Source organism: Brachyspira aalborgi (assembly GCF_008016455.1).
GTDB classification, from domain to species: domain Bacteria; phylum Spirochaetota; class Brachyspiria; order Brachyspirales; family Brachyspiraceae; genus Brachyspira; species Brachyspira aalborgi.
On the sequence record NZ_SAXU01000001.1, the window covers coordinates 106,080 to 119,693 of the forward strand.

16 protein-coding genes are annotated in these 13,614 nt (G+C 27.0%); 13 read left to right on the top strand and 3 right to left on the bottom strand.

Translation table 11 applies throughout. The annotated features are described in order from the left end of the window. Positions 1 to 187 precede the first annotated feature (187 nt). The 6 genes from EPJ79_RS00520 to EPJ79_RS00545 all read left to right on the top strand — a co-directional run bounded on the left by EPJ79_RS00520 (position 188) and on the right by EPJ79_RS00545 (position 3,462). Positions 188 to 1,132 (top strand): ATP-binding protein, encoded by a 945-nt coding sequence (locus tag EPJ79_RS00520; RefSeq protein WP_147738033.1) that lies wholly within the window; start codon positions 188 to 190, stop codon positions 1,130 to 1,132. Continuing rightward, on the top strand, positions 1,116 to 1,520 hold the full coding sequence (locus tag EPJ79_RS00525) for a hypothetical protein (protein WP_147738034.1): 405 nt from the start codon (positions 1,116 to 1,118) through the stop codon (positions 1,518 to 1,520). Before EPJ79_RS00520 ends, EPJ79_RS00525 begins: the two co-directional genes overlap by 17 nt. After that, positions 1,510 to 1,932: a hypothetical protein gene (locus EPJ79_RS00530; RefSeq protein ID WP_147738035.1), complete on the top strand. Its 423-nt coding sequence runs from the start codon at positions 1,510 to 1,512 to the stop codon at positions 1,930 to 1,932. The genes EPJ79_RS00525 and EPJ79_RS00530 overlap by 11 nt, the downstream gene beginning before the upstream one ends. 22 nt (positions 1,933 to 1,954) lie before the next feature. Beyond that, a complete protein-coding gene (locus EPJ79_RS00535; RefSeq protein WP_147738036.1) occupies positions 1,955 to 2,281 on the top strand; it encodes a hypothetical protein in 327 nt (108 codons plus the stop codon). Positions 2,282 to 2,304: 23 nt separating this feature from the next. Beyond that, positions 2,305 to 2,670 carry a hypothetical protein gene (locus EPJ79_RS00540; protein ID WP_147738037.1) on the top strand — a complete coding sequence of 122 codons (366 nt, stop codon included), beginning with the start codon at positions 2,305 to 2,307 and terminating at the stop codon, positions 2,668 to 2,670. A gap of 237 nt (positions 2,671 to 2,907) precedes the next feature. Further along, positions 2,908 to 3,462: a lytic transglycosylase domain-containing protein gene (locus tag EPJ79_RS00545; protein WP_147738038.1), complete on the top strand. Its 555-nt coding sequence runs from the start codon at positions 2,908 to 2,910 to the stop codon at positions 3,460 to 3,462. Between the two features lie 39 nt (positions 3,463 to 3,501). On the opposite strand, the gene flgG is transcribed toward EPJ79_RS00545, so the two are convergent. The 3 genes from flgG to EPJ79_RS11460 form a co-directional block, all read right to left on the bottom strand. Beyond that, positions 3,502 to 4,296, bottom strand: a complete 795-nt coding sequence (gene flgG, locus EPJ79_RS00550) for a flagellar basal-body rod protein FlgG (protein ID WP_147545278.1) — start codon at positions 4,294 to 4,296, stop codon at positions 3,502 to 3,504. Positions 4,297 to 4,697: 401 nt separating this feature from the next. After that, positions 4,698 to 5,243, bottom strand: a complete 546-nt coding sequence (locus EPJ79_RS00555; protein WP_147738039.1) for a hypothetical protein — start codon at positions 5,241 to 5,243, stop codon at positions 4,698 to 4,700. Between the two features lie 116 nt (positions 5,244 to 5,359). Beyond that, on the bottom strand, positions 5,360 to 5,524 hold the full coding sequence (locus EPJ79_RS11460) for a hypothetical protein (RefSeq protein ID WP_158634337.1): 165 nt from the start codon (positions 5,522 to 5,524) through the stop codon (positions 5,360 to 5,362). A 710-nt stretch (positions 5,525 to 6,234) separates the two neighbouring features. Here EPJ79_RS11460 and guaA point away from each other — a divergent pair. From guaA to mnmA, 7 genes are all read left to right on the top strand, one after another. Continuing rightward, positions 6,235 to 7,785 carry a glutamine-hydrolyzing GMP synthase gene (guaA, locus tag EPJ79_RS00560; RefSeq protein WP_147738040.1) on the top strand — a complete coding sequence of 517 codons (1,551 nt, stop codon included), beginning with the start codon at positions 6,235 to 6,237 and terminating at the stop codon, positions 7,783 to 7,785. A gap of 27 nt (positions 7,786 to 7,812) precedes the next feature. Further along, complete coding sequence (locus EPJ79_RS00565) at positions 7,813 to 8,766, top strand: DNA-methyltransferase (protein ID WP_147738041.1); 954 nt, start codon at positions 7,813 to 7,815, stop codon at positions 8,764 to 8,766. Positions 8,767 to 8,946: 180 nt separating this feature from the next. Then, entirely contained in the window at positions 8,947 to 10,212 is a 1,266-nt protein-coding gene (rpoN, locus tag EPJ79_RS00570; protein ID WP_147738042.1) for an RNA polymerase factor sigma-54, read from the top strand. 26 nt (positions 10,213 to 10,238) lie between these two features. Continuing rightward, a complete protein-coding gene (gene hpf, locus EPJ79_RS00575; RefSeq protein WP_147738043.1) occupies positions 10,239 to 11,030 on the top strand; it encodes a ribosome hibernation-promoting factor, HPF/YfiA family in 792 nt (263 codons plus the stop codon). 36 nt (positions 11,031 to 11,066) lie between these two features. Continuing rightward, the gene (locus EPJ79_RS00580) at positions 11,067 to 11,543 is read left to right on the top strand and encodes a PTS sugar transporter subunit IIA (protein ID WP_021957977.1); all 477 of its coding nucleotides are present in this window, start codon (positions 11,067 to 11,069) and stop codon (positions 11,541 to 11,543) included. Further along, the gene (gene hprK / locus EPJ79_RS00585) at positions 11,531 to 12,490 is read left to right on the top strand and encodes an HPr(Ser) kinase/phosphatase (protein ID WP_147532138.1); all 960 of its coding nucleotides are present in this window, start codon (positions 11,531 to 11,533) and stop codon (positions 12,488 to 12,490) included. Before EPJ79_RS00580 ends, hprK begins: the two co-directional genes overlap by 13 nt. Before the next feature lie 62 nt (positions 12,491 to 12,552). Next, positions 12,553 to 13,611, top strand: coding sequence for a tRNA 2-thiouridine(34) synthase MnmA (gene mnmA / locus EPJ79_RS00590; RefSeq protein WP_147738044.1), 1,059 nt, complete (start codon positions 12,553 to 12,555; stop codon positions 13,609 to 13,611). Positions 13,612 to 13,614: the final 3 nt, after the last annotated feature.

The window sequence follows — 13,614 nt, forward strand, 5'->3', positions numbered from 1 at the left end:
TGAGACTCTTTAGTTTTATAATAAAAACTAAAAAAATTAGTAGAATTAATAAAATAAAGTATAACCTTGAAACAGGTAATTATAATAAAGTAAAAATTGGTATTTATGATAATTTTTTAGTATCGATTTTGAAACGAATTTATAGGTTTTTTAATAAATTATTAATGAGGTTAATTGGTAATAATGTATGAATAGTGAAAATATAAAACAAATTTACGAGATAAATACTAAAGATAATTCTAATAAAGAATTATATGAAGAAGCTTTGGAAAAACTAAACGCTTTTGAGTTTAAAGATAAAAGATTAAAGAGTTTAATAATATTTATAGTTTATAATTATAATGATTTTAATATAGAAAATAAAAATAATATAATTTATTTGCCAAAAGAAAATATTAAATATAACAAAAAGCAGGATATAAAAATAACTTTATTAAAAGCTCAATTTAGTCATATAGAAAATAAATATATAATTGACGGCAAATTAAATATAAAAATAATAATCGCTTTTAATTGTTCAAAAGAAGAAGCGGAAAATAAATATCTTAATAAAAAAGAAAATGAAAACGCTATTAAATTAAATGTTTTTCCCACAGAACCTAAATATAATATCAATCAAATAATATTAAACGATTCAACTTTTGAAGAGATACAAAAATCTACCGTAATGATAAAAAATATTCAAAAAATTTATTATGATTGGGGATTTGCTCAAGTCGACCCTGTTCCAAGATGCATAATTAATTTTTATGGACCGCCTGGAACTGGAAAGACTATGTCCGCTCATATAGTGGCAAGCGAATTGGGAATAAAAATACTTCCGTTAAATTATTCGGATATAGAATCAAAATTTGTGGGAGACGCTCCAAAAAATTTAGTTCAGGCTTTTGAAATAGCTAAAAAAGAAAACTGCCTTTTATTTTTTGACGAAGCCGATTCTTTTTTAGGAAAGCGTATAACTAATGTTTCTTCAAGTTCCGACCAAGCCGTTAATTCTTTAAGAAGTCAAATGTTAATACTTCTAGAATCTTTTAATGGAGTTGTGATATTTGCTACAAATTTGCATGAAAATTACGACAGCGCATTTGAAAGCAGAATATTAAGACATATTAAATTTGAACTTCCCAGATAAATATATAAGATTAAAGATTATAAAGAAAATGCTACCTGATAAAGCTCCTATAGATAAAGAAGTTTTAGAAGACGATTTTTTACTTTCTTTAAGCGAGATAATAGAGGGTTTTTCGCCAAGAGAAATAAAAAATACAATTTTGGAAGTCTTTATATCGAGCATACAGAAAAATGCAAATATTAATAAAGAATTATTTGAAGAAGTATTTAATAAAGCGAAAGAAAAATTTGAGCAGTTAAAAGCTAAATCAAATATTAGAAAGGAGAATTTAAAATTGAAAATAAAAGAAAATTTAGAAACTAATAATTATAATATTCAATCTAATGATGCAGAAAATAAAACTGATAAATTAGAAAATAAAAATCAAGGAGTAAAAAATGAAGGATAAATTATTAGAAGAATTATTAAAAGAGTTGCTTAAGGTGGTAAAAGTAAAAGCGGGCGAATCTGCAGAGGAGGTGTTAAAGATAATAAAAGAACATTTATCAGATGCTATCTCTTTGGAAAATATTAAGGAAGCTTGGAATTTGGAAGAGATAAAGACTGAAGAATTATCTTTAGAAAAATGCATTTCGCTTGTAAAAAAAGAATTTAATCAAAAATTACATTCTTCAGCTTGTATTTTAAATAAAAAAGATATAGATGGCAAATATAAATTTGAAATACATATATGTTTTTTAGATAAAAATAACGAGCCTATGCTTAAAGGAAACGCTAAACATTGGATAGTTTATACTAATAAATTAGATAGTAGTTTATTAAATCAATTTGCAGGTAAAGATATGATTTTATTAAAATAATTAAATAAAGGAGCTAAAAATTATGTCAAAGTTTATAGATTTATTAAGAAAAATATGGGATTTTATAAAAAAAGTATTTCTAAAAGTCGTTAATTTTGTGAAAAATATAGTTGGCTTTTTCATGGACCCGCAAAGATTAAAAAAGTTACGAGAAGAAAAAAATACAATAGCTGTTACTATTAAAGAGAATTTAGAAAATGAAAATTATCATGTAGTAAACTGTTTCTATAATGTAGAAACGGAAGAAATCGTAGACATGGAAACCGATGCTTTAGGGATGAATGCAGAAAGTTTAGATGAAGAAACTAAACAAAAGTTTGGCAATAAAGATATGTTAATTTTAAAATAAATTTAATTTATGGAGGATAAAAAATGAAAGATTTATTATTTGGGATATTAGGATTTACAGTAGTAATAGGAATAATCGTAGTCATTACTAATAAATTTTCTAAAAAATTATATAATGTAAAAGAAGTAGACATACTAAAAATGGAAGATGTTATTATTTTCTTTAAGCAAAAAGAGCTATTTGATAAACTATCTTCAAATGAAAATTTCATTTCTGTAGCTATAAAAGAAAATAAAAAAGATTATTATCAAATTCTTTGCGCTATATATGATAAAAGTAAAGAAAAAGTTTTAGATATTGATAATTGCGCTTTAATGTTTAAAGCAAAAGATATTGATACCGATTTGAAAAACGCTTTCGGCGATAAGGATATGATAGTTTTAAATTGATTTATAATTTATATAGTCGCAGTAATAAAATAAAAATATAACCGTAAAAATTTAATTATTTTGAACTAATTTATACTTAAATATTATGTTGACTTGATTAAATTTTTTTATTGCTTTATTATCGTAATATAGTATAATTTAATTATTCAATAAATGCATTTTATTTATTATCGATTAAAATATTTATATATAATTAAAAATTAAAGATAAAATAATTTATATTAAAGGGGTAGATTTATGAAAAGGTTAGTTATATTAATAGCGTTTTTAATCGGAAATTTTAGTTTAGAGACGCATGATTTAAATATTAAAGATTATTCTTCTTCGGACGATTGGGCTGTTCTTGTTAGTAATGTTGCAAATCATTATAATCAGGATTTTTGGCTTATTAAAGATATTTTTGATATTTGTTTGAGTTATAATGTAGACCCGCTTTTAATGATTTCTTTAATTAAAATAGAAAGCGATTTTAATCCTACGGCTTTATCGAGAAAAAACGCTTATGGCTATTGTCAAATAACGCCTATAGCAAATAAGGATGTCGACCCAAAATTAAATAGATATAAAAAAAGAGAAAATATTATTCTTGGAGTTAGATTTATCAATAAACTTCTTGGATTATTTGAAGGAAATATTGAAAATTCTTTAAGATATTATAATGCAGGACATGATTATAATAAAAAGGGAGAAGCTTACGCAGAAAATATTAAGAAAGAATATAGAATGTTAAATTTGCTTTATGTTAGAAATCAAGTTTCTTATGGGAAAATATACAGAAAAGAGGTATTTTAAAAATATCTCTTTCTGCATTTTAAATTATTGTTTAATTATTTATCTTTTTAAGTTTACCACCGTAGCAAGTAAATTATCGCTTGTTTGCACGGCTTTTGAATTCATTTCATAGGCTCTTTGCGCCACAATCATATCAACCATTTCATCAACGACTTTAACATTAGACATTTCAACAAAACCTTGATGTATTCTCGGAAAACCGTTAGCTCCAGCTTCGCCTTCAAATGCGGGACCGCTTGCGATAGTTTCTTTATATAAATTGTCGCCTATTGAAAGAAGTCCAGCCTGATTTATAAATCTATGCAAAGTTATATTTCCCAATTCTACAGGGTCGTTTTCATCTCCAATGGTAACCGAAACTACGCCTTCTCTAGATATATTAATTTTTTCAAGCAAGAAATTTTGAGGAAAAATTATTTCAGGGACTAATCTATAACCGTTTGAAGTTACAAGTTGTCCATTAGAATCGACTTTAAAAGAACCGTCTCTTGTATATGAAACCGTTCCGTCAGGCATCAATACTTGAAAGAAACCTTCGCCTTCCAAAGCCACATCCAATTTATTTCCAGTCGCTTGAAGAGAGCCTTGGTCAAACATTTTTTGAGTGGCGGCGCTTTTTACTCCGAGTCCCGTTTGAAGTCCTACGGGAGTTACCGTATCTTCCGTTGCGGGAGTTCCTTCCATTTTTAAATTTTGATATATTAAATCTTCAAAGTCCGCTCTGACTTTTTTAAATCCTATAGTATTGACATTTGCAAGGTTGTTTGCGATTGTGTCGGTTTTAAATTGCATGCCGTTCATACCGCTTGCCGCTGTCCATAGAGAACGAATCATAATTACTGCTCCATAATTTTTATTTTTTAAATTTTCGGTAAATTAAAAATTCGCTTTATTAATTATTTATTATTATTTTTTTTATTTTATAAAAATATAGTTATTGCAATTGATAACGCGACAAGTTGGACAAAAGCCAAGCAACCCATAAAAACCTTTTATTTTTTTAATATAAATAAAAACCTCTAAAACCTTAAACTAACAAACAACAAAAAAAGAAGCTCGCCCATTTCAGACAAGCCTCTTCGATAATATAAAAAAAGAATTTTCTAACCGCAATCTAAAAACCGCAACTTAAACCCTCAACTTCTATAAACTACTTTATCAAACCCTCACTGCAAGCAAAAACTACTTACAATGAGGAGTTTAACAAAATTTATTTAATATGAGGAATTTATTATCTACTGCACCCATTTTCCTTTTTGGGCGTTAAAAATAAAATTATAACTCGTATAAGGCGTCTCAAAAAGAGCAGACTTCGGAGTTAAATCAACTTTGAATGTAGCAATAAACTGACTTGTTTCGTCTATTGACACAAAGCTAACTTTTACATCATTAAAATAAGTTGTAAAGATTGTATTCTTTTGTAGATTACCTTTTAATAAACTTTCCATCTCTTTAACCTTTAATTCATTATCATTATCGCCTTCAGTAGTATTACTATTAGTTATATTGAAAGTGTTATCTTTAAAGAAAGTTTTTGCTTTGTCATCAAATTTAAAAGTAATATATCTATGAGTTGTCGATGTTGTAAAATCGTCCCCTTGTATTTCATTTAAATTAGTAAATGTGTCAAATGTATTACTGTAGATATTTGAGTATTTGCCAACAAAAATATCTGCAGTGTCAGTATATCTTGAAAGATTTTCTCCAGATAAACTAAAAGTTAAAGTAATCTTATTCGATACTGCGGCGTCTGTTGATGAAGATAAATCAATATTTGTCAACTTTAAAGTGCCGTCTGCAATGATAAAATTATTTGTGTCTAATTTTAATTTTTTTGGGTTTTCTGTAACTTCCGTTACTGTAGCGCTTGCTCCGACAAAACTTAAAGGAAGCGAGTTTAAATTTGTTTTCCGTCAGCGGATACGATTAGCAAATTTCCCGTCATTGATTTTGTAGGGTCGATTGGCGTTGGGTTTCCTCCGCCTCCGCTTTTTCTACAAGCTACCGAACCTAAAATTAATAATAATAATGTAATTGAAAATATTTTGTTTTTTTGAGACATAATTGCCCCTCCTTTTAATAAGAATTTTTTTTATGAATAAAAAGCCGAAGGTTCGACTTAATATTTGCAATAGAAATTTTTTCGCAAAAAAATTCACGAAAATCTTGACATAAATATTGTTTTGTGTTATAATTAGAAAGAGGCTTTCTGCTTCATTATATATAATAAACTTGTAATTATATTAGAAATAATCCCAAATATGAAATTATCATTTGTTAAATTTAATTTCATTACCATAAAATCTTTTTCCCTTTTCTCCGTCATTGCGAAGAAATCCAACATTCGCAACAACCAACTATATTATAAATCGGAACATAAAATTATAAACTTTAATTCCTTTTACTATCTACTAATAAGATAACAAACTTTTTAAAAAAAGTCAAGTAATAAATTTATAATTTTGACTTTCTTTATAGTAAAATATCGGCTTTTGTATTGATAAATTTTAATCTTTATAAAAATTTATATAAAATAATAATATTTAATAAGTTAATTTATAATTTTAATTTAATATATTATAAAAATAAATTACTATAATTTTATAAATTTAGTTTAACAAATAAATTTTATTAAAAGTGAATTGCTTGCCAAAAGCGGGCAGACGCCAAAAAAGAAATAAATTTTTTAATAAATATTTATAGTTTACTTTTTTATAAATTTAATTATACTATCAATAAATCGTTAAATAAAATTAAAATATAGGAATCAATATGGAAAATCTTAAAAATATAGACAAAATTTTAATACTCGACTTTGGCTCTCAATTCACGCAATTAATAGCGCGAAGAATAAGAGAGAATAAAGTATATTCTGAAATTCATCCTTTCAATGTTTCGATGGATTTTATAAAAAATTTTAACGCAAAAGGAATAATTCTTTCTGGCGGACCTTCAAGCGTTTACGAAAAAGACGCTCCTAAAATAAATAAAGAATTATTTGAAATCGGAATTCCAATTTTGGGAATATGCTACGGAATGCAATTAATAGTTCATTCTTTGGGCGGAAAAGTCGAAAAAGCAAAAAAAAGAGAATACGGAAACGCCGAAATAAAAATAATTAAAAACGATAGGATTTTTAAATCTTTTGAAAAAAATAGCGTAGTTTGGATGAGTCATGGAGATAGTATAAAATCTATTCCGAAAGGATTTAATTTAACGGCTAAAACTTCAAATACAAATTATTGCGCGATAGAAAATAAAGAAAAAAATATTTACGGCATTCAATTTCATCCCGAAGTCGCTCATACGAAAAACGGAATTAAAATAATAAAAAATTTCATATTCGATATTTGCAAATGCAAAAAAAATTGGAATATGAATTCTTTTATAGAATACGAAATAAAAAATATAAAAGAAATTGTTAAAGATAAAAATGTTATATTAGGACTTTCGGGCGGAGTCGATTCTTCGGTTGCTGCGGTTTTAATTGAAAAAGCGATTGGCAAACAATTAAAATGCATTTTCGTAAATACGGGACTTTTAAGAAAAAATGAAGAGAAAAAAGTAATCGAAGTTTTTAGAGATAATTTTAAAATAGATTTGATTTATAAAGACGGCTCTAAAAGATTTTTGAATAAACTTAAAGGAGTAAAAAATCCCGAAAGAAAAAGAAAAATAATCGGAAAAGAATTTATAAATATATTTGAAGAGGAAGCTAAAAAAATAAAGAATGTAGGATTTTTGGCGCAAGGAACTTTATATCCTGATATAATTGAAAGCGTTTCTTTAAGAGGAAACTCGGCGATTATAAAAAGTCATCATAATGTCGGCGGACTTCCAAAAAACATGAAATTAAAATTATTAGAACCTTTCAGAGAATTATTTAAAGACGAAGTTAGAGAAATTGGCGAAGAATTAAATTTGCCCGAAGATATAATTTATAGGCAACCATTTCCAGGTCCTGGACTTTCCGTTAGAATATTGGGAGATATTACCGAAGAGCGAATAAAAATTTTACAAGAAGCGGACGATATTGTAGTTTTGGAAATAAAGAAAGCGGGATTATATAAAAAATTATGGCAGTCGTTTGCTGTGCTTTTGCCGATTAAAAGCGTTGGAGTTATGGGAGACAATAGGACTTACGAGCAAGTTTGCGCTATAAGGGCTGTTGAAAGCGTTGACGCTATGACGGCGGATTGGGCTAAAATAGATTACGAAGTTTTAAGAATAATATCGAATAGAATAATAAACGAAGTTAAAGGAATAAATAGAGTAGTTTACGATATTTCTTCAAAGCCTCCTTCGACTATAGAATGGGAATAAATAAAAATTATAACTTAAGGAGATAAAATGAAATCTAAATTAAATAAAACAATAGACTTTGATATTGAAAGCGAAAACGGAAAATTATTCTTTAATAAATGCATAATCGATAAAGAGAATATAAAAGAATATACGAAAGACGAAATTAAAAATAAAACGATTAACGGAGATAGTTTTTCAGTTCTAAAAAAAATTAAAGATAAATTTGTCGATTTAATGATTGTCGACCCGCCTTATAATTTGTCAAAAGATTATCATGGTTTTAAATTTGGAAATAAAGATAATTTGAGTTACGAAATATATACTAAATCTTGGATTGAATCGGTTTTGCCAATATTAAAAGAAAACGCTTCAATATATGTTTGTTGCGATTGGAAATCAAGTTTAATAATCGGAAATGTTTTATCGCAATATTTGAATATTCAAAATAGAATTACTTGGCAGAGAGAGAAAGGGCGAGGCGCAAAATCGAATTGGAAAAACGGAATGGAAGATATTTGGTTTGCAACGGTTTCAAATAAATATACTTTCAATTTGGATAAAGTAAAGGTTAGAAGAAAAGTAATCGCTCCTTATAGAAAAGAAGGAAAACCTAAAGATTGGATAGAAACGGAAGAAGGAAATTTTAGAGATACTTGCCCTTCTAACTTTTGGGACGATATTTCTATTCCATATTGGTCTATGCCTGAAAATACGGCTCATCCTACTCAAAAGCCAGAAAAACTTATAGCGAAGTTGATTTTGGCAAGCTCAAACGAAAACGATTTTATTTTTGACCCGTTTTTGGGAAGCGGGACTACTTCGGTTGTAGCTAAAAAATTAAACAGAAATTATTGCGGAATAGAACAGAATCCGACTTATTGCGCTTGGACTGAAAGCCGACTTAAAAAAGCGAAAGAAGATAAAACTATTCAAGGTTTTTCCAACAATATATTTTGGGAAAGGAACAGTCTTGCAATTCAAAATAGATTTAAGAAATAAAAATTTATTGTTATTTTAATAATCATCATTGAAAACTGAACGAATATAAAAGCCAATAGAATGAAACGAACATAATAAATAATAATAAGATAATTAAATATGCATAAAAATGTGTCGTCTTTTTTTGTTTTTTAGGCGACTTATTATTGACAAAATTAATTAATTATCTATACTCTTTATATGCGTAATTCTATAAATACCTCGATTAATACTTCTATAAGAAACGAATTAAAATTAAATAGCCAGACAAAATTATGGCTTAATATTATATCTATTCCCGCGATAGAATTAAAAGAAAAAATTGAAAAAGCAATTGAAGAAAATCCTTTTTTAGAATACGATATAAAATCAAATCATAATAATTTAGATATAAATTCAATAATTGAAAATACCGCTTCAAATAGTAAAGAAAGTTTATTTGAGCATCTTAAAAGTCAAATATCAATAGTTTTTAATAATAAAAAAGATATTGAATTGGCTGAATTAATATCGACTTTTATAAACGAAAACGGATATTTAACAATTTCGCCTGAAGAGATATCGGATATTTTAAATATAAGCGTTAAAAAAGCAAATGAAATAATAAAGATATTAAAAACTTTAGAGCCAATCGGAATTGCTGCAAAAAATATATCGGAATGTTTATCGACACAGTTAAAAAATAAAGAAAATATAGATAAAAATATAAAAAATATAGCGATAAATATAGTAGAAAATTATCTTAATGAATTATCTAAAAAAGATTATAAATATATATCTTCAAAAATGAATATATCTGAAAAAAATATTTTAGAAGCCTTAAAATTAATACAAACTTTAGAACCTTATCCAGCTAGAGAATTTGATACAACGACTATAAAATATATTGTCCCAGAATTATTTATATTCAAAGAAAATGATAAATGGCAAGTAAAAACTAACGAGACTTTTATATTACCCTTGAAAATTAATAAAAAATATAGTAAAATATTAAAAGAGAATAATTTTAATAATGATATTTTAAAAGAAAAGAAATTAGAGGCTCAAAATTTGATTAGCACGGTAAACGAAAGAAAAAAGAGTTTAAAAAGAGTAGGGGAAGGTTTATTAAAATTGCAAATTGATTTTTTTGAGAACGGAAAAGAATTTATAAAACCGTTAAGATTAAAAGATTTAGCTTTGGAAACTAATTTAAGCGAATCGACTATAAGCAGAATATCTAACGGAAAATATCTTAATACGGTTTGGGGAACTTTTTCTATAAAATATTTCTTTTCTAAAAATATAAAAGCTATAAACGGAGAGTTAGGCTCAAGAGCGGTTAAAGAAATTATAAAAAGAATAATTGAAAATTCGGATGCAAAATTAAGCGATGAAAAAATAAGATTAATTCTAAAAAGCGAAGGAATAGAAATAGCAAGAAGAACGGTTGCAAAATATAGACAAAGTATGAATATAATTAAATAATAATAAATTAAAGGAGTAAATTTTTTATGCATCAAAATATTATAGGTAAGAATGTTAGAATTACAAAAAATGTGAGAGAACATATAGCGAATAAAATGCAAGGCATAAAAATTCAAGCGGATAGAATAATCGATGCCAATATTATATGCGAACATATACATGAAAAATATATCGTTCATGGAACTATAACATTTGGCAAAAAAGTTTTTCATGACGAGGAAAAAGAAAAAGATTTATATGTCGCAATAGATATGATGTTTCAAAAAATAGAGAGAAAAATTAGAAAGGCTAAAGAAAAAGTTATTGATAAATCTCAAAGAGCCGTTGTCGATAAAACCATTAAAGTTGAAGAAGATGAAGACGCTTATTCTATTAAAACAGTCGGAATATACGAAAAACCCCTTGAAGAATTAGACGCAATTTTGCATTTCAATTCCGATAAAAATCCTTTTATGGCTTATTTTCCAATAAGAAGAGACGAAGATTTATATAATATAAAAATCGGAAAATATCCTTCATTTCTTTTTAGAGATAATAAAAATATAGTTTATGAAATTCATAATATTGAAAATCAAGAAACAAAGCATAGTCATTGGAATATAGAGAAAGTAAGCGTAGCGAACGACAATAATATAAACTATTCTGAAAAAAGCAGATATAAAATAGAAGAGTATAATGTAAGCGAAGCTGTGAATTATTTGATTGAAAATAAAGATAAAAAATTTGTGGTTTATATTAGCGGCATAACGGAGCAAATTGAAGGTTTATATAAAGAAACGGATAATTCTTTTGTTTTAATAAGAATGTTTGATATTTAAATTTAATTTTTATCCTAAAAAAAGGAGGTAAAAAATATGAGTTTAATAGATTATATAGATAAAAATTCTATAATGATAGATGTTCAAGAAACTAGTAAAGAGCGTCTGCTTTCAAAAATGGTAGAAAGATTAGATAATTGCAAATTGCTTTTAAATAAAGAAGAAGCGGAACATTCTATTATGGCGAGAGAAAAATTAATGAGCACGGGAGTCGGAAACGGAGTCGCAATTCCTCATTCAAAAACAAATTCGGTAAAATCGATAACTCTTACTATAGCTACTGTTAAAAATGGAATAAATTATAAATCTCCCGATAATAAAAAAGTTTTTGTTATATTTATGCTTTTATCTCCTAAAAGTTCGGCAAGCGATAATTTAAAAGTTTTAACAAGCATAGCGGCAATACTCAGAGATAATACTCATTTTATAGAAAAACTTATTAACGCTGAAAAATCGGACGATATATTGGAACTTATAGCTAAAGAGGAAATGAGAGTTCAATGCCAAAAATAACCGTTGAAAAATTTTTAAGTCTTAACGAAGAAAAGAATAATTTTCTAAAAGTAAGATTAATAACCGATTCAATAGGAATGAATAACGAAATAATAAGTTATGAAGTAAATAGACCAGGAATGGCATTATTTGGATATTTTAAAGATTTCGCTTTTGAAAGAATACAAATTTTTGGAAAAGGCGAAGGAAATTATGTTTTAACTCTTGCAAAAGAAAATAGACTCGATATATTTGAAGAATTATTTAAATATAAAATGCCATTATGCATTTTCACTTATAATTTAAATCCTCCCGAATCATTTATAAAAATAGCCGAAAAAAATAATGTTTGCGTGATTATAAGCGAACTTAAAACTATGGATATGATTAGAAATATAGAAAATTTAATTGAAGAAGAACTTATAGAATCGCATACAGTTCATGGAGGATTGGTTGAAGTTTTTGGAGTTGGCGTTTTAATTTTAGGAAAGAGCGGAGTAGGTAAGAGCGAAGCGACATTAGAATTAATTTCAAAAGGACATAGATTAATCTCTGACGATACGGTAGAGTTTAAAAAATTAAACGATGGAAGAATAATTGGCAGAAAAAACGAATTTATAAAACATAATATGGAAGTTAGAGGAATTGGAGTAGTCGATATAAGCAGGCTTTCGGGTATGAGCGCTATTAGAGATAAAAAAAGATTAGATTTGGTTATAGAGCTTGAAAATTGGAATGACGATGAACAATACGACAGAATGGGATTAGAAGAAAAAACTTATAATATATTAAATACAGAAATTCCTTATATAAAAATTCCCGTTAGGTCGGGAAGAAATATTTGCATTTTAATAGAAACAGCGGCTAAAAATTTTAGGTTAAAAGAAATGGGTTATAATAGCGCGAAAGAATTGAATAAAAATTTAATCGCTCAAATAGAAAAAAAGAAAGCTAACAATTCAATATAATAATTGTAATTTTATTTTAAATATATTATACTATTTCAAATTAAAAATTAGGAAATTAAATTATGTCTACAATAGCGGTAGGAATGAGCGCTGGAGTCGATTCTACAACTACGGCAAAACTTTTGAAAGAACAAGGAAATAAAGTATTCGGCGTTACTATGCTTCATTGGGATGGAGATAAGCGAGCGCCTTTAAGTAATTCTTGTTATGGACCTTATCAAAAAAAGATAGTTGAAGATTGTAAAAAATACGCTGAGCAAATAGGAATAGAATATTTTACATTTAACTTAAGCGATATATATAAACAAAAAGTTATAAATTATGTTATAGATTCTTATAAAAACGGACTTACTCCAAATCCTTGTATAATGTGCAATAGCCTTATAAAATTTTCTGCCTTATTTGAAGCTATAGAAAATATCGGTTTGAAATTCGATAAATTTGCAACGGGACATTATGCGGGCGTTAGATACGATGAAAAAACAAAAAGATATATTCTTTTGAGAGGAAAAAATTTGATAAAAGACCAATCTTATTTTTTATATAGATTAACTCAAAAACAATTAAGTAGAATAATATTTCCAATGTATGAAAACACAAAAGAAGACACGAGAGAAATTGCAAGAAAATTTAATCTTGAAGTCGCAGACAAAAACGAAAGTCAAGATTTTTTTGGCGGAGAATATCATAGATTATTTGACGAAGATTTGGACGGAAAAATTATTCATATAGAAACTAATCAAGTTTTGGGACATCATAAAGGAATTTGGCATTATACGGTTGGACAGAGAAAGGGACTCGGCATAGCTTATAAAGAACCGTTATTTATTATAAGTTTAGAGAGCGAAACTAATACGGTTTATGTTGGCGGAAAAGATTATACTTTTATAAAAGAAGTAAATATTAACAATATTAATTGGATAGCAGAACCTAAAGATTATGAATTTGAGGCTTTAGTAAAAACAAGAAGCGCGCATAAAGGCGCAATGGCTATAGTTAAACAAGTAGACGAAAATAAAATAAATATAAAATTTTTAGAGCCTACGGGAATAGTAGCCAAAGGACAGTCTTGCGTTTGTTATGATAACGATGAAGTTTTATGCGGCGGGATTGTTTATTAATTA